Here is a 22,451-nt window from a genome sequence, read left to right as displayed (position 1 = left end):
CAAAATGACCTCAGGCGGTTTTCGCGCCCGCTTTCTGATGCTCTTCCGTCAGTCCGGCTGTTTCCATGGCCTGCTGGGCTAAAAACTGAATCACCCGTAACAAATGAGAAGAGCTCGCTGAGATCTCTCCGGCTAAGTCAAAGATCTCCCCTACATTGCCGCTCGTCTTTTCGATGGCACCGAAGATCTCCTCTAAAGCTATGCGGGCACGATCTGCCACCCGGATCCCTTCATCGGTATGGGCTTTGGAGCTATGGGCTGTTTCAACGGCCGCTTTAATCCCTTTGAGATTCTGTTGAATCAGTGAGGATATATTTCGAGCCGATTCATTCGTCTCATCAGCCAGCTTTTTCACTTCTTCGGCCACCACCGCAAATCCCCGTCCGTGCTCGCCGGCCCGAGCCGCCTCGATGGATGCATTTAATGCAAGTAGGTTCGTCTGCTCAGCGAGCTTGCGAATGACATTCGAAATCGGTTCGATGCGCCGGGAGTAACCCTCCAGCATCTGCATGATTTCGACCTGTTTATCGACAGCTTCGCCAATCCTATAGATAACCTGCATCGTCTCATTGACAGCACTGCGACCACCGTCCGTGGAAACGAGCATAGACTGGGAATTTTCCTGGGCCTGGCTTCCGGCCCCTTCGATAGATCGAGCCAGTTCGGCGATATTGCCGACCATTTCCGCTGTCTTGATCAAGATGTCAGCTTGTCCTCGAGCCAGTTCGACCTGATTTCCCGTGGTCAGGTCGAGGAGCGTTTTGATGGTGACAACACCGACACACTTTCCCTTTTCGGTGATGACCATACTGTCGTAAAGGTTATTGGCCGAACGGTGAGTGGCTAGTTTACAAACCTGCTCCACCGTCGCATCAGCATCGACCTGGGTAAAATCTCTATCCATGACCAGTTCGACGGGGCGGTCGTAGTACACTGAAACACCGTAACGCTTGCCTAGATGGGCAAAAAACTTTTCCTTCATGATTAAACCGACGGGCCGTTGATTCTGCACAATCACGGCACAGTGTGACAGCGCTGCCCACTCAAAAAACTCAGCCACATAACGGGTCTTTACATGATGATCCATCATCTGCACCGGCTCAGCATAATGGCCGATGGGCTGCGAGGCAATGGATTGGGCGACAACAATCTCTTGTCCGGCTTTTAGTGCTGTATCTGAACGCAGTTTGCCGCCGCGACTCATATCCTTACGAGCAGTCACGGCTGTTGTTGAATCTAGATAGGTCACTACCATAACCCCTTTCAAATGAAATTTTGTCACAGTGATGTCTGACCCGAAAAAGCTTCCTTCATAAAGACTCGGAGAAAGCAAGACAGTTGGAGAAATCAACTACCATACATAAGACACCTTCCCATGTAATAGTAGGTTATAGGGATTACTGGTGTTTAAAGATGCCGTTAAGATTCTGTTAAGGACCTACATAAAGCCCCTATTTTCCAAAATCACTGTTTCGGTCCGAAATTCATAAATTCTTCAAATCTATCTGATACTCTAGAACTGATCTCCTATTCCCACCGCCTCGAGACCATCTACTCGGGCGGTTTTTTCTTTTCATCCTGTAACAGCAGATCCCTTCGATGAATATATTGCACCGTCAAGAGCCCTCGATGGATTCCTTTAACAAGGAGGGAAGATAGTGCACCACCAAGATCCACCTCCCTTTCGCCCGCCCTATCCTCCGCGGCCCGGCTATCCACAGCGTCCTGGCTATCCACCTTATTATCCGCCCTATTATCCGCCCTTTCCGCCGTACTACCCACCAAGACCGCCGGTTTTCTATCCACCCTATCCGCCGTACTATCCGCCTTATCCCCCTTATCCTCCTCGTCCGCCCTTTCCGCCCGGACCTCCATTCCCACCATACCCGCCGAGGCGATAAGCGCCAAAAAAGCCTGAAACTTGCTAAACAGCATGTTTCAGGCTTTTTGCTATTACGCCCTAGATTTTTCCTCAAATGCAATCGTCCTGTATCTATTTTACCGGTAATTCCGTTTCCTTCACAACTGGTAAGCTGACAACAAAGGTTGTCCCTTCCCCGATTTTAGAGTTGACTCTTACCTGGCCACCGCTTTTCTCAACAATATGCTTGACGATAGCCAGCCCTAGGCCTGTACCGCCCATCTCCCGGGAGCGGGTTTTGTCGACACGGTAGAAACGTTCAAAGATACGGGGCAGGCTCTCTTCGGGGATACCGATACCTGTATCGCGGACTTCGATCAGCACATCAACATCTACCAGCCTGATGCTGAACCAAACTTGTCCGCCTTTGGGAGTGTACTTGATCGCATTTTCAACCAGGTTGACGAGAACCTGCTTCAAGTTATCCTTGGACAACGGCACAGAGGGCAATTCCTTCTCGATAGCCACATGAAGGGTGATGTTCTTGTCGGCCGCAATCGGCTCAAGGAGGTTTTTCACCTGTATCGCTTCCGGTTCTACTCGGGCTTCTCCCTGCACAATATCACCGTAGCTCTCGATGCGAGACAGGTACAGCAGGTCTTCGATCAGACGCTGCAACCGCTGGGCCTCTTCATCGATGATGGTCAGAAACCGCCGGGAGATGACCGGATTTTCTAGGGCGCCGTCGAGAAGCGTTTCCACAAACCCTTTGATCGATGTCAAGGGGGTACGCAACTCATGGGATACATTGGCTACAAACTCGGTTCGCATCTGCTCTAACCGGCGAACTTCGGTCACATCGTCGATAACCATGGCCGCTCCCAGGAGCCGTCGGTTTTCTGCCCAGACGGGGACGACTTGCACTCGATAGGTCTGCGCACGGTTCGGCCATAGATGGATCTCCTGCTTGACCAGTTCGCCCGATCGCAAGGAGATTTCCAGCAGTTCATCGAGTCCCCGGTGCCGGAAAACTTCTACCATCAGTTTTCCCATGGCCTGGTCTGAACGAATACGGAGCATGCGCTCGGCCGCACGATTCACAAGCAGGATGCGCCCCATCTGGTCGAATCCGATGACCCCTTCCACCATCGATTCGAGGATGGTTTCGAACTTGGTCTTTTCCTGGTGAAGCCCATGAATGCTTGTCCGAACAGACTCGACAGTCTGATTGATCGTCTGGGCGAGGGTCCCCAACTCATCAGGCTGGACAAGCCAATAATAGCGTGACGCTTGACCTGATTCCATCCGGCTGACTACCCGAGTCAATTCATTCAGCGTGTGGGCTAGTTGGCCGGCCCATACGTAGACGACACCGGCGGAGAAACAGAAAAAGAAAAAGAGCGTGGCCATCAGGCCGGTAAAACCCATGTTGTTTTCATTATGAAAAAAATAGAGCCAACTTAAGGGCAGCATGACGAGAAGGATGTAGGTAAAGGTCAGTTTCCATTGCAAGCTCCCCCGGGCCAGCTTCAGCAACCGCTCAGCAAAATGGTCCCTTCCCATTTAGACCTCCGGGTCATGAAACTTGTAGCCTACGCCTCGCACCGTTTCAATGTACCTCGGATTGCCCGGGTCCCGTTCAATCTTCTGCCTCAGGTGGCGAATATGGACATCGACGGTCCGGCTATCGCCAAAAAAGTCATAGCCCCAAATTCGTTCCAACAGAAACTCCCGCGTAAAGACCTTACCGGGATGAGATGCCAGCCAACGGAGCAGTTCAAACTCTTTCGGCGTCAATTCCTGCTTCTGCCCGTTGACGCGGACTTCGTACCTTTCTGTATCGACAGCCAGTTCACCGATCTGCATGGAACCGCCTGGTTTAGTCTCAGTCGTCCGCAAGGTTCGCCGCAGGAGTGCCTTGATCCGGGCCGTCAGTTCCCTGGGGCTGAAGGGCTTGGTCATGTAATCATCAGCGCCCATTTCCAGTCCGATCACCTTATCGACCTCTTCTCCCTTGGCCGTCAACATCAAGATGGGGAGATGGGCCGAGCGGGCCCGTGAACGGACCCGGCGGCAGACTTCCAAGCCGTCTAGGCGTGGCATCATCAGATCGAGAACGATCGCATCGGGAAGGTCCTCTTGGAGACGCTCCAAAGCCGCTTCACCATCCATGGCCGTCTCCACTTCGTGGCCTTCTTTTTCCAGATTGAACCGCACCAGTTCCAATATGTGCTGATCATCTTCCACTACAAGGATCTTTGCCATAGTTCCTCCTCAATCGGCCTGTTCTGTCATCATTATAATGGCCCCTTGGCGCCCAGTTTTTCCACTATCCCGACGATATGAAAAGAGTTCTGCCGACTGGCAGGAAGTACATAGATCCATCGTTTGAATATTTACATCGGGAACGTTAGCCTGCAGAAGCTGCAGCCGTTGAGCCGCCTTAAGGTCTAAGGCGCGCTTTCCCTCTTTATTCGGAGGTCCCAAAACCTCCTCAGAGAAGCTCCACTTCGTTTTAAAAGCTTCTGCCACTTCCTCTCCAACGGGGTAGCAGCAAGGTCCAATACAAGGCCCGATGCCGACGAGTATGTCTTCCGCACGACTTCCTCTCTCGACAAACTGCTCGATCATGCGCTGCGGAAGTCCAATGACTGTACCCCGCCAACCGGCATGAACGGCACCGATACGGCGGGCCTTGCGGTCAAAAAAGAGCAAGAGGCCACAGTCAGCGCCAAAAACAACCAAAGGGACTCCCGGTAGTTCTGTCGCTAAACCGTCTGCTTCCATGATGGGCAGCCCTTTTCTCGGACCAGGATCGATGTCCTCGCCAGTTCCCACCCAAAGGATACGATCTCCGTGAACCTGGTTGACAGTGATCCAGCGATCACTTTTGAGATTGAGCACCGCTGAGAGACGACGGCGGTTTTCGTAGACTCGTTCCAGATCATCGCCGACGTGACAACCCAAGTTTAGTTCATCGAAGGGAGGCTCGCTCATGCCGCCTTTGCGTGTGGAGATCGCCTGGACCACTCCGCAGGGCCAATCGAATTGATATAGAACGAGGGAACGGACGCTTTTTTTCTCCCACATCTTTTTCCCAGCCATCCCTTCATCATGAGTAAAACACAATCGTCGCTTCTCGTATCGAAGTAAAAAATGGTCTCCCCTTTTACTTTTTCGGTTTACGCAAGCAAATCCATGGCGATCACTTGATCGCCTGGATGGCCTGACCGGAGGCGAGCGACTGAGCGCTCAACAATATTCGCTGGTTTCTTGAACCGCGAAAGGGAAGGGTCAAGTCTCGCTGTTCAGCCTTATAGGGTCCGTCGACAAGCCAGTCGGCCATGGAGAGAATTTGAATAATCTCAGGCTCTTTTCGTCCCATTTCGATGAGACCTTCAAAGGTATACCCCGAATAGACGACCAGGTGTAAGTCAGCAGCCTTGACTCGACGGGCCAGTTCGGCAAAACCCTTCGCTTGTAAAAAGGGCTCACCGCCCGTAAAGGTTACCCCTTGAATGTAGCGGGCCTGGCCGATTTCGGTCATGATCTCGTCTACAATCATCTCGGTACCCCCATTGGCATCATGGGTATGAGGATTGTGACAACCTGGGCAGGCATGAAAACAACCCTGGGCAAAAATAGCCACCCGGATCCCAGGTCCGTCAACGATACTGTCTGTAACGATACCGGCGATGCGAAGTTTCATCGGTGATTCCACCTGCCTACATTTGTAAAAATATAATCCAGAAGAGCAGTCTATGGAACGACTTCAAAAAGAAGCCATTTTCATTATAGGATAGGGGATAAACGGTGAGAAGCCCCCCGCCAAAGCAGGAGGCTTCTCAAAAGGCCTGTCAGATTATTCGTCACGGTTGACCGAGGAGAAAATTAACACATATTTAAACAATTCGGCGACTGCAACCAAGGCTGAGGCCACATAGGTGAGCGCCGCCGCGCCAAGGACTTTTTTGACACTGCCCATCTCATCGCGGCCAACATAGTTGTAGTGAGAAAGCATCTGCATGGCCCGATTGGAGGCGTTGAATTCTACTGGCAACGTAATCACTTGGAAAAGTACAGCTGCACTGAAGAAGATGATCCCGAAGAGAATCAGAGTAGGAAAGTGAAGGAAAAACCCCAACAGAAATAGCGGCATCGCAGCCATGGATCCAAGATTCGCTACAGGCACAAAGGCATGGCGAAGGGCTAATGGCGCGTAACCTTTCGCATGCTGGATGGCATGACCCACTTCGTGAGCGGCCACACCGAGGGACGCTACAGAGTTACCGTGGTATACATCCGGCGACAGGCGAACTGCCCGCGCACGAGGGTCATAGTGGTCTGACAGCATTCCCTGCCCCATCTCGACCGGTACGTCGTACAGTCCATTCGCGTCAAGAATTCCCCTTGCCACCTGGGCGCCGGTGTTTCCGCTCCTCGCTGAAACCGACGAGTACTTGCTGAACGTACTCGATACCTTGTACTGGGCGTACATGGCCAAGAGCATAAAGGGAAGCACCATAAAATCCAGGGGATGGAAAAACATCTGCTCACCTATCCTTTCACATCAATGGAGAAAAAGGTACACGCCATTTATTTTAACTTATTCCTTTAGAGTGGTCAATAATAAATGGTAAAAACTGGTTTATTCAACCTTTCTCCAAGCACATAGCCATGTTTCGGCAGCGTCCACCAAAAGGATCAGGGCGAATCCTAACAGTGCCATAGCGATGATCCCGGCAAACATATCAGCGGAAGCCGCCCGGCTCCAGGCGTCCATGATGTAGTACCCGAGACCTTCTGCCGTAGCAAAAGATTCAACGAGGAAGAGTACAGCCACCGTAGTTCCGGCGCTAATGCGCAAGGCCGTTAAAATGTCGGGGATACAGGCCGGGATGATGACATGGCGATAGAGGTTCCACTGCCCTCCCCCCAAGGATCGCAGTGACAAGATGTCCGCCTCTTGGACAGACTTGGCGGCATCTCGAGTTGTCACCAGGATTTGATAGGAAACGATGAGCGTGATCAGAAAAATCTTCGAACTATCACCGATGCCTAAAAAGAGCAGCACAATCGGCAGAAAGACGATTTTCGGGATGGGATAAGTGAGAAAAACGAGGGGCGCCACCCACCGGTCGACAGCACGGTTTCGGCCTAAAAAAAGACCCAAGGGAACGGCCACGAGGACCGATATGACGATACTGGCCATCACCCGGTAGGTGCTTACCCAAAGATGTAAGGCCAGTTTTCCCGCTAGGGCGGTGAAAAAAGCTTCAATGGCCCGGCTTGGTGTAGGCAGCATGGGATTGTTCACCATCAGGGCTCCCACCTGCCAGATGGCGAGCAGAAATAGGGTCGCTCCGGTTATGCCGGTCAGATCGCGCCAACCTTGCTTACGGTTCATCAGAGCTGACCTCCTCTGCCGAAAACGGAGCTTTTCGAGCGTCCTCGCCAAGATCTATCCCATTGCAGAAGTTTTGCCTCTTTTGCTGCAGATCACCAACTTTGATCAGCTTGTCGAGGACGGCGCGAATGCGATTGCAGGTCTCGTGAAAGGCACGATCCCGGCGATAGTCGGGGCGGCCCGAACAAGGATTCTCGATGTTGTCTAAAAGCCGTAATGGAGGCCCATCAAAGATCAAGATGCGTTGACCCAGCAAAGCAGCTTCTTCAATGCTGTGTGTGACGAGAAGAACTGTGAGCCCTTCGCGCTGGGCTATTTCCAGGATTAAATTCTGTAAAGACTCCCGGGTCAGCGCGTCTAGCGCTGAGAATGGTTCGTCCATCAATAACAGATCCGGTTTTGTCGCTAAGGCACGGCCGACGGCGACTCGCTGCCGCTGTCCGCCTGACAGTTGTCGAGGATAACGCTTCTCCATCCCCGCCAGGCCTAATCGAGACAGGATCGGCTGAATCGCTCTGAACGCATCAGACCGGCCTGTCCCTTGGATGCGCAAACCTAAAGCCACATTTTCCTCTACCGTCTTCCAAGGAAAAAGACCGAAATCCTGAAGGATATAGGAAGTTTGCTGTCGAGGACCGGTGATGGCCTGACCGCCGACGTTGATCTTTCCCGCTTGAGGAGGGATGAGTCCGGCCAACACTTGAAGCAAGGAACTTTTTCCGCATCCAGAGGGGCCGATCAAGACACAGCGCTCTCCTGGCGGCACTGTGAGGGACAAACGTTCCAACACCTGTACGCTTTCCGCCGTTTCACCATAGCGGAGGGAAACATCAGTCAGTTCGATCATGGCGCGAGTGTCGTATCCACCAGTTCTTCATAGGTATATGCCTTATCGAGCAGCTTTTTGCTGACCATCCAATTGATCACAGAGGCGACTTCCTCCTTCGTGGGCGGCACCGGTTTGGAAAAGGTCGGCAAAGCATAACTGCCTTGAATCTCTTTCGGGATGTTAGCTTTCTCCACGACCAAAGAGCGGTACTTATTCGGCTCCTTGGTCATGGCCTCCCCGGCTTCACCATACACTTGGACGACTTTTTTCAAAGCTTCCCCTTTTTTCTCTACGCTATCCTGGCGGAAAAGCAGAACGGTCTGGGAGATGTTCTTCTTCGTATCGTCCGCGATCAGCTTGGCCCCTTGCTTCTCAGCGAGAAAAGCCAATGGGTCCGGAAGAATAGCTGCTTTCACCTGATCGCTCAGCAGCATCTGTAGGCGAATCGGCATCTTGGGAATGGCCGTCTTTTTCATCTCGTCAGCATGGAAACCGGCATCGCTTAACAACTGGTCGTCGACAAACTCAATGATGCTGTTTTCCGAAACAGCGACGGGGACATTTTTCAAGTCCGCTACCGAATTGATTCCCGATTTAGGCGACGCCAGCAAAGCGAAACGGCCTTCCTGGGGCGTTACGCCGAGACCGACAGCGGCCACTTTAACTGGTGTACCGCTCTTTTGCAGGAGTCCCACGGCGACCAGGTCTGCCACTTCCCCATCAATTTGACCAGCCTGCAAAGCGGCGTCCCGCTCTTGCGCTGAGGCGAAGGGCACCAGCGTCACATCCATATTTTTGTTCTTAAACATCCCTTCCTGTTCGGCCACATAGAAGGGCAGGTTGTCTTCGATCGGCAAAACCCCTAGTTTAACGGGTCCGGAAATTTCTGTTTTTGCTGGTGAAGCTGGGTCGGTTTTGGTACCGCAACCGGTCAGAGCAACCGCCTGTACGGCTAAAAGGGCGGTCATCCCAGCGATCAGCAAGGTGCGGGAAAATTGATTCGATTTGAACATACCCATGGATTACAGCGCTCCTTTTTGTGATGTTGATAACACAAATAAGGGTATTTCGACAAGGGTGTTCATTCTCCTTCCCCTGCCCTTTGTCCAATCCTATGTAAAAATCCTCCCTCTGTAAAAAGACCCCCTTTGACTGTGTACGCCATGGGGTAAGTCCCTGGCGGATCACCTCGGGGTAAACTTGCTCCCGCCAAGCTGCTTCCACCATTTCCGGTGTAGTGATGTTCCGGCAGGCTGCTTCACGCTGGGTCAGTACCACAATCTCATCACTCCTTCTAAAAAGCAAAAAGTCCCCAGATCTGCATGTTCAGATCTGGGGACTTTTCCATCATCCCACAAAGACACTACCCTTTTCCGGGAAGGGTATGTCGAACAGTGTACAGGCAGGTCTTCTGGCTCGGCTTCATCGTTTGCAGCGCCTTCCCTCATACGAAGTGGCTCATTGCAACAAACTCGACCATACAGCGGCGGGACCGCCCAGGATTCTCACCCGGTTCCCTATTCTCCCTCGCGGGCACCTGTAACCGTAGCTTATGCGGTTGTGCTTTCAGCGCTATCTTACCGGAGTATTTTTGCCTTGTAAAGGCAAAAAATTGATTGTTTTACCTCATTTCATCCATTTATCTCGCTTGATTGCGTAATTAGTTTCAATCTCGAGTAGTTACACAAATTCTTACCTTTGCCGATCCGGCATCTGTAACGCCTCGGCCAGATCATCTACCTGCACGATAGATATCCCACCGTTGCCAAGATCCTTTTTTAGCACTTGACAGCCCTTACGAGTACGGATGAAAAGAAGAAGAACCCGTAAAAACCCTAGATGGGAGACGACGACGATGGGCCCCCGCTGCACTGCCAAGTTGAGCAGTTCTGCCCAAGCTTCGCGGGCACGCCCGAAAGCTTGATACAAGGTTTCTTCATCGTCAGTCCAAGGCCAGACATGGCGCCAAGTCGTCATCGTAATCAGCAACCAAAAGGGAATCTCCATTTCTTTCCCGCTCCAAGGCACCTTGGCCAATACGATCTCCCCCAGGTTGTCCAAGGTGACCACGTCCCTGTTCCAGCGGCGGGCCAATATGGCCGCCGTCTCCTGGGCGCGTCGAAAGGGGCTCGCTACGATGGTCTGAAAGGGGATATGTACCAGTTGTGCAGCTACCGACTCCACTTGTTTGATCCCAGTTGGATTCAACCGGATCGACGACGGAGAAGAGTCCATCATGCTGTTGAACGTATCAATCGTAAAGCGGGCCTGTAAGGGAATTATGTTTTCATCGGTTTGTCCATGTCGAATAAAATATATTTTCAGGTTGACCAACCTCGTCATATCAAATACTTTTAGTTTAGTATGGGTGTATGAAGCCGTCAAGAGATTTCTTCCATACTCTTCCACCGACAAAGAAGGAAGGTTTACCTTCTTTGTCGAATAGCATAAGGATCTTAGCGACGATTTTACCAATAAACCTGCACATTGCTTGATCATCAACGACATTTCTTTTCGATATAATATTTCTGGAGTGGACAAAGGTGCTCACAAAAGCCCGTGAATTATTAAAAAAATATTATGGCTATCCTGCCTTTCGCCCAGGCCAAGAAAAAATCATCGGCAGTCTGCTGGCTGGATACGATACGGTCGGCATCATGCCCACCGGCGGTGGAAAATCCATCTGTTATCAAATTCCGGCGCTGCTCTCTCCGGGGTTGACGCTGGTCATTTCACCGCTCATCTCGCTGATGAAAGATCAGGTAGACAGTTTGAACAACCTCGGCATCGCAGCCACCTACATCAACAGTTCCCTTGAGGCTCATGAGCAGGAATCTCGCCTTTATCACCTTGCCCAGGGTTCCTATAAGCTGCTCTATGTGGCACCAGAACGACTGGAGTCATCCTATTTCCGTTCCCTGTTGCAGCGACAGAAGGTGTCCTTAGTGGCTGTCGATGAGGCCCACTGCGTCTCCCAATGGGGTCATGATTTTCGCCCCAGTTACCTCTCGATCGCTTCACTGATCGCCGACTTCGCCCAACGTCCCCCCGTGGCCGCCTTCACGGCCACAGCCACCGAATTGGTGACCAACGATATTGTACGACACTTAGGTTTAATTGAACCCCACCTCTATGTCACCGGTTTCGACCGACAGAATCTCTCCTTCTCAGTCGTTCGCGGCGAAAACAAGAAGGACTTCATCTTGAAGTACATCGGGGAAAACAAGGAACGGGCTGGAATCATCTATGCGGCTACCCGTAAAGAAGTGGATAACCTCTATGAGTTTTTGCGCCGAAAAGGGATCACCGCTGGTAAGTATCATGCCGGTCTCAGCGATCTTGAGCGGGCCGGCGGCCAGGATGCTTTTCTCTATGACAATATCCGGATTATGGTCGCTACCAACGCCTTCGGCATGGGGATCGACAAGTCCAATGTGCGTTTCGTGATCCATTACAATATGCCAAAGAACATGGAGTCCTATTACCAGGAAGCAGGCCGGGCAGGTCGAGACGGCGAGCCAGGCGAGTGTATTCTGCTCTACAGCCCCCAAGATACACACATCCAAAAATATCTCATTGAGCAGAGCCAGATGACACCGGAACGAAAAAGCATGGAATACCGGAAACTGCAGTCCATGATTGATTATTGTCATACCCAGCGTTGCCTGCGTCAGAATATCCTGGCTTACTTTGGTGAAGAAGGTCCCGACTTCTGTAACAACTGCAGTACCTGTAACGACGCTGTCGAAGAGACGGACATCACCGTAGAGGCTCAGAAAATCTTTTCCTGTATCCGACGCATGCAAGAGCGCTTTGGCATGTCCACCGTGGCGGAAGTGTTAAAAGGCTCTAAAAACAAAAAAGTGGACCAGTTCGGATTTCACCGCTTGTCCACGTACGGGTTGATGAAAGAGTATAAACAAAAAGAGATTACCGATATGATCAACATCCTCGTGTCAGAGGGATACCTCTATGTGACGGAAGGCCAGTTTCCCGTCGTCCGTCTTTTAGATAAAGCTATCCCCGTACTGAAAGGGCAGGAGCAAGTCTTCCAGAAAACCCGCAAGCGCACCCGTAAGCTTCAAGCCGATTCGACCCTATTCGAGCGTCTGCGCCGCTTGCGCAAGTCTATCGCCGATAAAGCCGGTATTCCCCCCTACATCGTCTTCCCCGACAGTACCCTGCGGGAGATGAGTGAGCGTTGCCCGACCGATCGACAATCGCTGCTTTCAATCAGCGGTATCGGCGAACGCAAGCTCAATCAGTATGGCGAGACTTTTCTTGCCGAGATTCGCGACTATCTTTCCGGTACAAAGAACGAAAACCCGGTTGAACCGAAAGATAATACCGTTAACGATATAAAGACCTTGCGGGAAGCTGTTTTGACCATCGGTCATACTGGAAACGATCGAGAATCATTGATTCCCCTCTTTTCTCATCCCGATTATGAAGTACGCCGAAGAGCCTGTTCTGCCGCCGCCAAATTAAAAGACCCTCATATTGTTGCTAATATTATCCCCTGCCTACATGCGGAAGAACCTCAGGTCCGTCAATATGCATTAAAAGCTGTGTTAGAATCAAGATGTACCTCCGTATTATCGGAAATAAAAAAAATCCTCCTTCAAGAGGATAAAGATTATAATCGTATATTGTGCGAAAAAATATTGACTACCTTTTCGTAACGATCGACTCCTGTGACAAAACCGTCACAGGTTTCTTTTTTTATCGCTGGCCCGATAGGCAATTCAACGTATATAGAAAGTTCCATTTAGACCCATGTTTCAGTTCATCCGTGTAAATCTCTGTGATCATGTTCCGATAGGGGAGGAATTCGAAACCGTTCAGCGCTTTTCGATACCGTTCTACCGCCGCTAGTTCTCCGAAGAGAGCCTTTTTAATGCCTTCACAGAAACTCTTCGGTTCTTCGAAGGATACCTCAGTCGTCTGCGGTATATCTTGGCCGGTCACCTCCCAGTATATCTGACGCAGCATCTTGAAATGCTTTAATTCATCATCTCGGATAGATGCCACAATCTCTTTTTGATCTTGTGGTGCTGCATTGAGCAGATAGTTGTAAAACAACTCATCTTCTTTTTCTGCACTGACCGATTGGATGATGATCTGCAACGCTTCAGGGTAGGCGTATACAGGGACATACATAAAAGTGGGATAGTACTTGTAGGTGGTATAGGGGTAGCCCGGGTATGGTGACTTGAGGTATGACGAGTTCACCGTCTCAACTCCTCTTTTTTGAGTAGATTATGCACCGCCCCTATCTCGGTGCGTCACTTCTTACATCTTCCTGCTCTCACTCTTTGCCCGTTCGCAGCATATGGATGCTACAGGAAACGAGTTCGCATTGGGAAAGGATGACCGTTGGATGCATGACGATTTCTTTTACCCTTTAGACAGTGATTACCATGCTTCTGTAGACGGGCAGTCGTTTGTCCGTATTCTCCATGCAGCCCCTGGTGCCCCTGCAGTAGATGTCTATGCCAATAATGTTCTCATCGTCCGTAACTTGACCTACCGGCAATTTACGCAGTACCTACCCCTCTTCCCGGGCCGCTATCGAATCGTAGTTTTTCCCGCAGGTTCCCGGACCAGCCCTGTCATCGATGCGACCCTTTCCATCCCGGCGGGAACTATCTACACCGCCGCGGCGATCGGAACGCTGCCCAATCTTCGCTTGCTTCCCATCGCTGATCCTTGTATCGCCAGGGGCTTTGGCCAATCCTATGTCCGTTTTGTCCACCTCTCCCCCAACACGCCGGCGGTGGACATCGCCACCTCGACAGGGGTCCAACTGTTCCGGAACGTGAGTTATACGCAAGTAACCGACTACATCCCCGTCCAGCCGGGCCTGTATACCTTAGAAGCTCGACCAGCCGGGACCAATCAAGTTGTATTGACCGTACCGAATGTACGTATAGCGGCGAATCGAATTCTCTCGGTCTACGCCATCGGCTTGTCTGGAGGTCAGCCTCCTTTGCAGGTGCTCATCCCACTAGATGGCAATGCCTACTTACCGGTATGCCGCTTTACCCGGTAAAGAATTTATCGGCAAAGAAAAAAGCACCCATTTCGCGCAAGGCCTCTTGGGTGCTTTTTCCTTTATTCAATTTCTATTCTCTCAATAAAAACTCGTGCTTCGTCCGGTTCGACTCTTCGGCCTTCTTGGCATCGTTGAAATGGTCGAGGGTGGACAGGTAGCCGGTGATCCTCCGGACCCGGGAGATGGCACCGCTGTCACACTTGGGGCAGGAATCTTCCGGAATGACGCCGTTGTAGCCGCAGCGTTTGCAGATATCTACGGGGAAGTTGACGGCAGCGTAGCCCATGTCGGCCTCATACATGGCTTTAATAATCGCTTCAAAAGCCTGCAAGTTGTGTTCCGGCGCTGATGGAAGTTCCACATAAGAGATATGTCCGGCATTGGTATATTGGTGATAGGGGCCTTCGATAGCGATTTTTTCAAAGGCATTGATTTTATAGTCCACAGGTACATGAAAGGAATTAGTATACCAATCACGGTTGGTAACTCTTTCGACGATGCCGAAGCGTTCCCGATCCTTTTTGGTAAATTTCCCTGACAAGCCTTCGGCCGGTGTAGCCAATAAGGAAAAATTCAGTCCGTTTTCATCCCCTGCTTCATCCATCCGCTGGCGCATGTGCTTCACAATCTCGAGGCCGAGTTCCTGAGCAGCTTTCGATTCGCCGTGGTGCTTGCCGATCAAGGTGATGAGGCATTCGGCGAGTCCGATGAAGCCCATCGATAGGGTGCCGTGCTTGATGACAGGCTCGATTTTATCGTTCCAGCCAAGCTTTTCACTGTCTAAATAGAGCTTCTGTCCCATGAGGAAGGGAAAATCCTTTACTTTTAAGTTTTTCTGCACGTCATAGCGGGTAAGCAGCTGTTGAATGACAAGATCGATCGTCTCGTCAAGCAGCTTCCAGAATTCCTTCATGTCTCCTTGCGCACGCAGCCCTAACCGAGGCAGGTTGATGCTGGTAAAGGATAGGTTGCCACGACCGTCGGTCACTTCAGGACCGTTGAGGTTGGCCATGACCCGGGTCCGGCAGCCCATGTATGCCACTTCTTGGCCTTGCTCGTTATAGTCCTTGTTGAAAGAGGCGTCTTGGAAGGCAAAGTTGGGGAAAAGGCGTTTACAGGCTACCTTCATCGATAGCTGGAAAAGGTCGTAGTTGCGATCGCCCGGTTCGTAGTTGATACCTTTTTTGATCTTGAAGCAAACGTTCGGGAAGATAGGCGCCTCCCCTTTGCCTAAGCCTTTTTCATAAGCCATCAGAAAGGATTTGGTGATCAATCGCCCCTGCCAAGACGTATCGGTGCCGAAGTTGATCGACGAAAAGGGAACTTGCGCGCCGGCCCGGCTGTGCATGGTGTTCAGGTTGTAGATGAAGCCCTCCATGGCCTGATAGGTCTCGCTTTCGACCCGTTCCATGATCAATTTAGAGAGCTTGTCCTCATCGGCCTCCACAGCCAAGGCCTTTATCGCTTGCCGAAGATCCCTCTCCTGCCGTACGTACTCGGCCTGCACATAGGGCGCCATGTCACGGTCGAAATACGCGAAGGACTGTCCGCCGTGCATATCGTTTTGATTGGATTGAAGGATGATCGCAGCCAGGGCAGCAGCCGTCTTGACACTCTTGGGCGAGCGGATGTAGCCATGGCCGTTATCAAAGCCTTCACTCAACAGCTGTCCTAGAGGGATTTGCAGGCAGGTGAGGGTTTTTCCATACCAAGCCAAATCATGGATATAGATATCACCATCGCGGTGGGCCGCGGATTCATCTTCAGGGATAACCCGGTTTAAATAATAGTTGACTGAAGCGATTTCAGAGATCTGGAGAACTTTTGCCGAAGGGCTGTTCGAGACGTTGGCGTTTTCCCGGTTCGTCTCTTTTAGGATTTCGCTCACCGTGTCCATGAGATCCGATTTTCCGTCGCGGATGCGATTTCGCTGATTTCGGTAGAGGATATAGGCTTTCGCCGTCCGAGCATGTCCGCTTTCGATGAGCACCTTTTCTACCATATCTTGTACATCTTCGACGGAGAAGATATTGCCGTTGTACTTGCTCTTTAAAGCCTTGAGGACCTGCAATGTCAGTTCCATGGCCAACTGCCGATCTTCTCCCCCAACGGCGTGAGCCGCCTTGAAGATGGCATCGGTGATTTTTGATTCGTGGAATTCGGTTACCCGTCCGTCCCGTTTCCGAATCTTACTGAACAATCGGTACTCCTCCTCCATTGCCCTAGTTGCGGCAATGTTTTTTACTATTAACACAGTGTGATTATTTATTAAAAAGGACAGAACATGCCCCTATCCGTCTTGGATTGCTTTCACAAGCTGTTTTATAACCTATGTATTAAAAATCAGTATCAAGGGAACCTTCCCACAAAAACTCTGATGAATTGGATCTGTCGTCGATCGCTACCGCTTCTGATGCAGGAGAGTCTCCAATTCCTCCAAAAAACGGCCCACATCTGTAAACTGACGGTAGACCGAGGCAAAACGAACATAGGCCACTTCGTCGATACTCCGCAGCCGCTGCATAACCAGCTCGCCGATCTGTTGGCTGGGCACTTCCCGTTCCGATTGGCTGCGCAGATCCCGTTCGATGGCAGAGACGAGTTCTTCCAACGTATGTAAGGGGATCGACCGCTTTTCGCAAGCTCTTAGCAGGCCCGAGAGAAGTTTATTGCGATCAAACGTCTCTAAGGAACCGTCTTTCTTGCGAACCACTAAGGGCGTCTCTTCGACACGCTCAAGGGTAGTGAAACGGCGGCTGCAGTCCATGCACTCCCGTCGACGGCGAATGACACGGCCTTCTTCGAGACTGCGAGTTTCTAAAACTTTGGACTCCGAATGACCACAATAGATACACCGCATCGACTTTTTCCTCCTATCCGACACTAGATCTAGGAGCGGTTTTATTATAAACCCCTATATCTGTGACGGTCAAGGAGCATTTTTCCAAATCTCCTGGGACATTCGTCTCGTTTTTTCGTGCAAAAAGTAGGCATAAAGGCCCCTCGCCAGAAAGACAACTGTAATTCTATCTCTCTCCGACAGAATCAGCAAGGCTTGAAATCCATAAAAAAAACGGGTACCTTCTACGATACCCAATGATATTTTACATTTATTTGATTTAGCTTCTCTTTTCGTTTTTGACGCTTTCCTTGATTTACCGATCATCCGAAGTCCATATTCGATTCGCTAAAATTGCTCACATCGACCAGGATAACATCAACGCCGATTTTTCGGATCCGGTCCCAGGGAACAACCAGGTCGTCTCCCCGACTGAAGAAGTTCATTCTTCCTTGTCCCGGTAGTACGATCGCCTTTACCTTCCCCATCTCCGGATCGATGTCGATATCCTTGATCATCCCTAGCCGGCGCCCATCAGCGACGTTGACGATATCACGCAAGCGCAAGTCCGAAATCTTAATCACAGTCTGCCACCTCCCTCTTGCTGCTACATATTATGAGGAAAGTGGCTGAACCGTGACTTCATTTCCACCAAAAACCAGACATATTTATTTATGGCCTGTCTTCGTTAAATCTCTCTTTTGTTAAATCTTTTTTTGTTAAACATGTTTGCGCATATGGGTCAAAGCAGCCTTCTCCAGTCGTGACACCTGGGCTTGGGAGATGCCGATCTCGTCGGCCACCTCCATCTGCGTCTTGCCTTCGAAGAATCGCAACGTAAGGATGAGCTTCTCCCGGTCGTTCAATCGCCGCAAAGCTTCCCGGACGGCAATGCCTTCGAGCCACTGGGTGTCCTGGTTTTTCTCATCGCCGATCTGATCCATGACAAAGATGGGATCTCCTCCGTCATGGTAGATCGGTTCGAAGAGCGAGATAGGCTCCTGAATCGCATCGAGGGCAAAGACCACATCTTCCCGGGGAAAACCGAGCGCATCAGCAATCTCTGATACAGAAGGTTCCCGAGACAGTTGGTTGACCAGTTGATCACGAATCTGGAGGGCTTTGTAGGCGATATCCCGCAAGGAACGGCTGACCCGAATTGGGTTGTTGTCCCGCAGGTAGCGGCGAATTTCACCGATGATCATCGGTACGGCATAGGTGGAGAATTTTACGTTCTGGCTAAGGTCAAAGTTATCAATGGCTTTCATCAGTCCGATGCATCCGACTTGAAAAAGGTCATCCACGTATTCACCGCGATTGGTGAAGCGTTGGATGACACTTAATACTAATCGCAAATTGCCACTAATTAACTTTTCCCGGGCATGCGTTTCCCCTGACTGCATGGCCTGAAACAAGGTTCTCATTTCTGCATTGGTGAGCACGGGCAACTTAGAGGTGTTCACGCCGCAGATTTCCACCTTGTTGACCATCATGGGCAACCCTCCCGACGGCGGCATTCATTACACCCTCTAGTATTACCCGGCCTTTTTGCCTTATACCGCCGTCAGGAACTTATTCCATCCGATTCATTTCTTTGCGCAAGCGCTTGATGATCCGTTTCTCTAACCGTGATATGTAAGACTGGGAGATGCCGAGCATGTCGGCCACTTCTTTCTGCGTCTTTTCCCGGCTGTCGCGCAGACCGAACCGCAATTCGACGATGCGCCGTTCCCGTGTGCTTAGTTTACTCATGGCCGCCTGCAGGAGTTTCCGGTCCACTTCTTCTTCGATCGATTTATAGATGATGTCATTTTCCGTGCCGAGGACATCGGACAAGAGCAATTCGTTGCCATCCCAATCGATGTTCAAAGGCTCGTCAAAGGACACTTCCGAGCGGGTTTTATTGTTGCGCCGCAAGTACATGAGAATTTCATTTTCAATGCACCGGGAGGCATAGGTGGCCAGCTTGATCTTTTTTAAGGGATCAAAGGTGTTCACCGCTTTGATGAGACCGATAGTACCGATGGAGACGAGATCTTCTATGCCCACACCGGTGTTTTCGAATTTACGGGCGATATAGACGACAAGGCGGAGATTGCGCTCGATCAGAATCGACTTGACCGTCAGATCGCCTCTCTCTAGAGCGTCTAAAAGATGATGTTCTTCATCATTGCTTAAGGGCGGCGGCAAGGTCTCGCTGGAACCGATGTAGTGGACCTCAGGAATGAGGTTAAACCGGCGCAAAAGATTGTAAAATTCTGATTGGAAGTAATTTTTCACCGCCTTTGGCGATATACTGGTTACAGCAGATTTGTTCACGCTTGACATCCTCCTTTGGAATCACCATCCCCAGGCATCAGGCACCAGGGCCCTATATTGACCGGACGGATCAAGTTTTTGCCGGGTAATACCGATGAGCGCACCGGTACACTCCATCTTTCGTCCCTCGGCGGAACGCAGCTCCACCCGCAACGGGCGGAACCCTAATATCAGTCCGTCGGGATTGCCTATGGATTTGTAGGGGATAAAGCGAGGGCTTAGGGGAGATTCACTGGCGATGGAGTTCTCTTTCCATCCGTCCGGAAGGAACGGATCCAGGCTGTCTTGTTCGACGACGATGACTGGTGCTCCAGTGAGGGGGTCTACGAGCCGATTGCCGCTGTCAATGAGCGCCCGTATGGTTGATACTCCACCGGGCATGTGGACAGTTAATTCAGCCTGCCAGGCACCTTTTTGGCGGGCTTGCCGCCAGAGGAGCATCCCTGCTGCTGTCAAGGCTGCTGCCAGCAGCAAAAGAAACCAAAAGGTTCCTATCCCTGTCTCTGAAGGCGCCAACGAGTAGAGGATCCCTCCGGCAACCCAGGCGCTGAGGTAGAAGATCGACCAGGCCTGAAGGGTCTTCCTCCACCCCTGTAACGAAAAGGCCGTTTTGACCATCAGGCCGCCCAGAAGCAATTTCATCACCCAGGTGAGCACGATTCCGGCACTATACCAAAGAAAAGCTAAAGAAAGGGTGGCCCCGAGGAAGGCTGCCAAAGCCAACCGTAGAGGCCGGATCGGTAATCGCAGTACAGCGCCGGTTATGCTCAGCAGGATGGCGTCCATCATAAAGTTGATGATCCATAAAATATCCCAATAGATAATCAGGCTTTCGCCCAAACTGGTTCACCACCGATGTGCCATTCCGTTTACAGGAATAATTATACCGAATTTAATTTACAAAATTTGTCAGTTCCTGCGCTAAATGAAGGAAATGTAAAAAAAATAAAACCCTGCAGCCTGGGGCTGTAGGGTTTCATAATTTCTCGATTTTTTCAGTTATCCTTTGTATTTCCGCAAAAAGACGGGAATATCTATGTCGTCCACAAGGGGAACCGGCTTGACTTCCATGGTCGGTTGGGGAGTTACCACCGGTTGAGGTTGAACAAATTTTTCCTTTGTTCCAGCCGAAGGAGCAAAACCCGACGGTATTCCAGGAGATACCACTCTCGTCACCGGTTGTGGAACCGGTTGGGCATGTCGTTGATCGAATCCTGTAGCAATCACGGTGACCCGTACTTCGTCTTCCATCGATTCGTCAATGACAGCGCCAAAGATGATGTTGGCTTCTGGGTCGGCCACTTCGGTGACAATCTCGGCAGCTTCGTTGACTTCCAGCATGCCTAAATTGACACCGCCGGTGATGTTCATCAGAACACCTTTGGCACCCTCAATAGACGTCTCCAACAAGGGGCTGGAGATGGCCTTCTTCACTGCATCAACAGCACGATGTTCACCGGAAGCGACACCGACACCCATCAGAGCCGATCCCGTATCGGTCATGATCGTCTTTACATCAGCAAAGTCCAGGTTGATCAAACCGGGAACAGCAATGAGGTCTGATATGCCCTGTACACCTTGACGCAAGATGTCGTCAGCCAGCCGGAAGGCTTCATTCATGGGAGTATGTTTGTCCACAACCTGCAGGAGCCGGTCGTTCGGGATGACGATCAACGTATCGACAGCTGCTCTGAGTTCCTGAATTCCTCTCTCCGCCTGCATCGCCCGTTTGCGTCCCTCAAAGGTGAAGGGCCGGGTTACAACACCAACCGTAAGGGCACCCAGTTCTTTGGCCACCTCAGCGACGACCGGTGCAGCTCCAGTTCCTGTGCCGCCCCCCATGCCAGCCGTCACGAAAACCATGTCGGCTCCTTTTAAGGCGTTCAGCAGATCTTCCCGGCTTTCTTCCGCTGCCTTCTTGCCGATGTCTGGATTGGCTCCGGCGCCAAGCCCTTTAGTCAGTTTCGTACCGACCTGCATCTTTGTCTCCGCTCTGGAAAGATGCAACGCTTGGGCATCCGTGTTGACAGATATAAACTGTACACCACGTACCCCGTGGGAGATCATGCGATTCACTGCATTATTGCCGCCTCCGCCTACACCAACGACCCGAATCACTGCCAGCGGATTCAGATCTACGTCTAGCTCGAACACACGGAGAACCTCCTTTATAAGCTGGCTTGATATCTGATACGAAAAAGATAATCTTATGTACGTTATGGCATTATTTTATATGCTTTTTACGTTGTTGTCGCTATATCTTCGCGAAAAACCTTAATTTTCCTCTCTCTGTCGACTACTTTTTTATATTTATTATGTACTTGTTTTTGCACTACTGACGTTTATTCGAACGAGGTTGGTAAGGATTCCGCAAAGGTTCTTTTTTCGTTTCGTTGGTCTCTCGCGGTTTTACTACAGGTGCTTTAGGAGAAGAAATATCGATATACTGTATCTTTTCCGAACCGCCGTTGTTCGTTAACTGCTTCAACATTTCCGTGAGCATATCCCCCTTGGCGGAAATGTCCTCGGCAGTCCCAAAACGAACCTCCAGACCTTCCTCTGTGTAGAGGACCAAGCGATGACCGGCTGATACATGAATCTCTCCAACGCGGGCCAAAACCGACGAAGTCAGCTCTGTACACACTTTCAAAGCCACTGGTAAACCTTCGGCATCAATCGGTTGACCGGGACCAGCGTTTAGTGGCACCTGGACGCCCGTAATGATCGGCAAAGGTATACCGTAAAGGCTTTCCACCTTGCGTAAAAATATTCCCTGCTGATCGATGAGTATAAAAGATCCAGCTTGTCCGACCACAGCGATCGGTTTTCGCTCTTTGATCTCGATGAGAACAGTCGAAGGCCACTGCCGATCAATTTCTACGGTCTCCACTTGCGGATGAAACAAGAGCTGTTGCTTGATACGTTGGGTATCAAGGCGCCAAATGTTCTCTCCCGAATGAATCCCGGAGAGCTTGACGATTTCCTCTTGATTGATGAGGCTGATACCCTGCACATTAACCTGGGAGACGCCAAAGTATGGAGAATGTAAAAAATAATAAGCGGCCAGCAACAACAGTGAACCAAAAAAGAAAAGGAGCACGCTGGCGCGTCCCCGGCGCATTATTCAGCCCCCTTCGTGGG

22 protein-coding genes and 1 riboswitch are annotated in these 22,451 nt (G+C 50.9%); of the genes, 2 read left to right on the top strand and 20 right to left on the bottom strand.

Annotated features, from left to right (window positions below; all coding sequences use genetic code 11):
• Nucleotides 1-10: 10 nt before the first annotated feature.
• From H1S01_RS01985 to H1S01_RS01935, 11 genes are all read right to left on the bottom strand, one after another.
• Nucleotides 11-1,249, bottom strand: coding sequence for a methyl-accepting chemotaxis protein (locus H1S01_RS01985; RefSeq protein ID WP_188038431.1), 1,239 nt, complete (start codon nucleotides 1,247-1,249; stop codon nucleotides 11-13).
• A 302-nt stretch (nucleotides 1,250-1,551) separates the two neighbouring features.
• On the bottom strand, nucleotides 1,552-1,737 hold the full coding sequence (locus H1S01_RS01980; RefSeq protein WP_188038430.1) for a hypothetical protein: 186 nt from the start codon (nucleotides 1,735-1,737) through the stop codon (nucleotides 1,552-1,554).
• 256 nt (nucleotides 1,738-1,993) lie between these two features.
• Entirely contained in the window at nucleotides 1,994-3,424 is a 1,431-nt protein-coding gene (gene pnpS / locus H1S01_RS01975; RefSeq protein WP_188038429.1) for a two-component system histidine kinase PnpS, read from the bottom strand.
• Nucleotides 3,425-4,126 (bottom strand): response regulator transcription factor, encoded by a 702-nt coding sequence (locus H1S01_RS01970; RefSeq protein WP_188038428.1) that lies wholly within the window; start codon nucleotides 4,124-4,126, stop codon nucleotides 3,425-3,427. It abuts the gene before it with no gap.
• A gap of 9 nt (nucleotides 4,127-4,135) precedes the next feature.
• Entirely contained in the window at nucleotides 4,136-4,990 is an 855-nt protein-coding gene (pgeF, locus tag H1S01_RS01965) for a peptidoglycan editing factor PgeF (protein ID WP_188038427.1), read from the bottom strand.
• A 76-nt stretch (nucleotides 4,991-5,066) separates the two neighbouring features.
• Nucleotides 5,067-5,570: an anaerobic ribonucleoside-triphosphate reductase activating protein gene (gene nrdG / locus H1S01_RS01960; protein WP_188038426.1), complete on the bottom strand. Its 504-nt coding sequence runs from the start codon at nucleotides 5,568-5,570 to the stop codon at nucleotides 5,067-5,069.
• Between the two features lie 153 nt (nucleotides 5,571-5,723).
• A complete protein-coding gene (locus H1S01_RS01955; protein WP_155474686.1) occupies nucleotides 5,724-6,410 on the bottom strand; it encodes a zinc metallopeptidase in 687 nt (228 codons plus the stop codon).
• Nucleotides 6,411-6,509: 99 nt separating this feature from the next.
• Complete coding sequence (locus H1S01_RS01950) at nucleotides 6,510-7,268, bottom strand: ABC transporter permease (RefSeq protein ID WP_188038425.1); 759 nt, start codon at nucleotides 7,266-7,268, stop codon at nucleotides 6,510-6,512.
• Nucleotides 7,258-8,115, bottom strand: coding sequence for an ABC transporter ATP-binding protein (locus H1S01_RS01945; RefSeq protein ID WP_188038424.1), 858 nt, complete (start codon nucleotides 8,113-8,115; stop codon nucleotides 7,258-7,260). Before H1S01_RS01945 ends, H1S01_RS01950 begins: the two co-directional genes overlap by 11 nt.
• A complete protein-coding gene (locus H1S01_RS01940; protein WP_341479007.1) occupies nucleotides 8,112-9,116 on the bottom strand; it encodes an ABC transporter substrate-binding protein in 1,005 nt (334 codons plus the stop codon). Before H1S01_RS01940 ends, H1S01_RS01945 begins: the two co-directional genes overlap by 4 nt.
• A gap of 365 nt (nucleotides 9,117-9,481) precedes the next feature.
• A riboswitch (cobalamin riboswitch) is annotated at nucleotides 9,482-9,652 on the bottom strand.
• Nucleotides 9,653-9,789: 137 nt separating this feature from the next.
• Nucleotides 9,790-10,440, bottom strand: a complete 651-nt coding sequence (locus H1S01_RS01935) for a histidine phosphatase family protein (RefSeq protein ID WP_188038423.1) — start codon at nucleotides 10,438-10,440, stop codon at nucleotides 9,790-9,792.
• Nucleotides 10,441-10,640: 200 nt separating this feature from the next.
• Here H1S01_RS01935 and recQ point away from each other — a divergent pair, with 200 nt between their 5' ends.
• Nucleotides 10,641-12,779 (top strand): DNA helicase RecQ, encoded by a 2,139-nt coding sequence (gene recQ / locus H1S01_RS01930; RefSeq protein ID WP_188038422.1) that lies wholly within the window; start codon nucleotides 10,641-10,643, stop codon nucleotides 12,777-12,779.
• 40 nt (nucleotides 12,780-12,819) lie between these two features.
• On the opposite strand, the gene H1S01_RS01925 is transcribed toward recQ, so the two are convergent.
• Nucleotides 12,820-13,329, bottom strand: a complete 510-nt coding sequence (locus H1S01_RS01925; RefSeq protein WP_341479006.1) for a ferritin-like domain-containing protein — start codon at nucleotides 13,327-13,329, stop codon at nucleotides 12,820-12,822.
• Between the two features lie 148 nt (nucleotides 13,330-13,477).
• On the opposite strand from H1S01_RS01925, the gene H1S01_RS01920 reads away from it, so the two are divergent.
• A complete protein-coding gene (locus tag H1S01_RS01920; protein ID WP_188038421.1) occupies nucleotides 13,478-14,149 on the top strand; it encodes a DUF4397 domain-containing protein in 672 nt (223 codons plus the stop codon).
• Nucleotides 14,150-14,222: 73 nt separating this feature from the next.
• Here H1S01_RS01920 and H1S01_RS01915 read toward each other — a convergent pair whose 3' ends face one another.
• The 8 genes from H1S01_RS01915 to H1S01_RS01880 all read right to left on the bottom strand — a co-directional run bounded on the left by H1S01_RS01915 (nucleotide 14,223) and on the right by H1S01_RS01880 (nucleotide 22,431).
• Nucleotides 14,223-16,352, bottom strand: coding sequence for an anaerobic ribonucleoside triphosphate reductase (locus tag H1S01_RS01915; protein ID WP_188038420.1), 2,130 nt, complete (start codon nucleotides 16,350-16,352; stop codon nucleotides 14,223-14,225).
• 201 nt (nucleotides 16,353-16,553) lie between these two features.
• Nucleotides 16,554-17,012, bottom strand: a complete 459-nt coding sequence (nrdR, locus tag H1S01_RS01910; RefSeq protein WP_188038419.1) for a transcriptional regulator NrdR — start codon at nucleotides 17,010-17,012, stop codon at nucleotides 16,554-16,556.
• Nucleotides 17,013-17,314: 302 nt separating this feature from the next.
• Nucleotides 17,315-17,575 carry a YlmC/YmxH family sporulation protein gene (locus tag H1S01_RS01905; RefSeq protein WP_170291536.1) on the bottom strand — a complete coding sequence of 87 codons (261 nt, stop codon included), beginning with the start codon at nucleotides 17,573-17,575 and terminating at the stop codon, nucleotides 17,315-17,317.
• 135 nt (nucleotides 17,576-17,710) lie between these two features.
• Nucleotides 17,711-18,484, bottom strand: coding sequence for an RNA polymerase sporulation sigma factor SigG (gene sigG, locus H1S01_RS01900; protein ID WP_170291535.1), 774 nt, complete (start codon nucleotides 18,482-18,484; stop codon nucleotides 17,711-17,713).
• A gap of 79 nt (nucleotides 18,485-18,563) precedes the next feature.
• Entirely contained in the window at nucleotides 18,564-19,271 is a 708-nt protein-coding gene (gene sigE, locus H1S01_RS01895; protein ID WP_188038606.1) for an RNA polymerase sporulation sigma factor SigE, read from the bottom strand.
• A gap of 60 nt (nucleotides 19,272-19,331) precedes the next feature.
• Nucleotides 19,332-20,150 carry a sigma-E processing peptidase SpoIIGA gene (locus H1S01_RS01890; RefSeq protein WP_188038418.1) on the bottom strand — a complete coding sequence of 273 codons (819 nt, stop codon included), beginning with the start codon at nucleotides 20,148-20,150 and terminating at the stop codon, nucleotides 19,332-19,334.
• Between the two features lie 159 nt (nucleotides 20,151-20,309).
• Entirely contained in the window at nucleotides 20,310-21,464 is a 1,155-nt protein-coding gene (gene ftsZ / locus H1S01_RS01885) for a cell division protein FtsZ (RefSeq protein ID WP_188038417.1), read from the bottom strand.
• A 178-nt stretch (nucleotides 21,465-21,642) separates the two neighbouring features.
• Nucleotides 21,643-22,431 carry a cell division protein FtsQ/DivIB gene (locus H1S01_RS01880; RefSeq protein ID WP_188038416.1) on the bottom strand — a complete coding sequence of 263 codons (789 nt, stop codon included), beginning with the start codon at nucleotides 22,429-22,431 and terminating at the stop codon, nucleotides 21,643-21,645.
• Nucleotides 22,432-22,451 lie beyond the last annotated feature (20 nt).

Origin of the sequence: Heliobacterium chlorum, assembly GCF_014502795.1 — a bacterium.
Classification (GTDB): Bacteria; Bacillota; Desulfitobacteriia; order Heliobacteriales; family Heliobacteriaceae; genus Heliobacterium; species Heliobacterium chlorum.
This window is presented reverse-complemented; position numbering and strand designations above follow the sequence as displayed.

Excerpts from the sequence above, each read along its gene's own strand:
- H1S01_RS01935 (WP_188038423.1), bottom strand. The coding sequence starts at position 10,440 with ATGACGAGGTTGGTCAACCTGAAAATATATTTTATTCGACATGGACAA.
- nrdG (WP_188038426.1), bottom strand. The coding sequence starts at position 5,570 with ATGAAACTTCGCATCGCCGGTATCGTTACAGACAGTATCGTTGACGGA.
- sigG (WP_170291535.1), bottom strand. The coding sequence starts at position 18,484 with ATGATGGTCAACAAGGTGGAAATCTGCGGCGTGAACACCTCTAAGTTG.
- H1S01_RS01920 (WP_188038421.1), top strand. The coding sequence starts at position 13,478 with ATGCATGACGATTTCTTTTACCCTTTAGACAGTGATTACCATGCTTCT.
- H1S01_RS01970 (WP_188038428.1), bottom strand. The coding sequence starts at position 4,126 with ATGGCAAAGATCCTTGTAGTGGAAGATGATCAGCACATATTGGAACTG.
- H1S01_RS01940 (WP_341479007.1), bottom strand. The coding sequence starts at position 9,116 with ATGGGTATGTTCAAATCGAATCAATTTTCCCGCACCTTGCTGATCGCT.
- H1S01_RS01955 (WP_155474686.1), bottom strand. The coding sequence starts at position 6,410 with ATGTTTTTCCATCCCCTGGATTTTATGGTGCTTCCCTTTATGCTCTTG.
- nrdR (WP_188038419.1), bottom strand. The coding sequence starts at position 17,012 with ATGCGGTGTATCTATTGTGGTCATTCGGAGTCCAAAGTTTTAGAAACT.
- H1S01_RS01945 (WP_188038424.1), bottom strand. The coding sequence starts at position 8,115 with ATGATCGAACTGACTGATGTTTCCCTCCGCTATGGTGAAACGGCGGAA.
- pnpS (WP_188038429.1), bottom strand. The coding sequence starts at position 3,424 with ATGGGAAGGGACCATTTTGCTGAGCGGTTGCTGAAGCTGGCCCGGGGG.
- H1S01_RS01950 (WP_188038425.1), bottom strand. The coding sequence starts at position 7,268 with ATGAACCGTAAGCAAGGTTGGCGCGATCTGACCGGCATAACCGGAGCG.
- H1S01_RS01880 (WP_188038416.1), bottom strand. The coding sequence starts at position 22,431 with ATGCGCCGGGGACGCGCCAGCGTGCTCCTTTTCTTTTTTGGTTCACTG.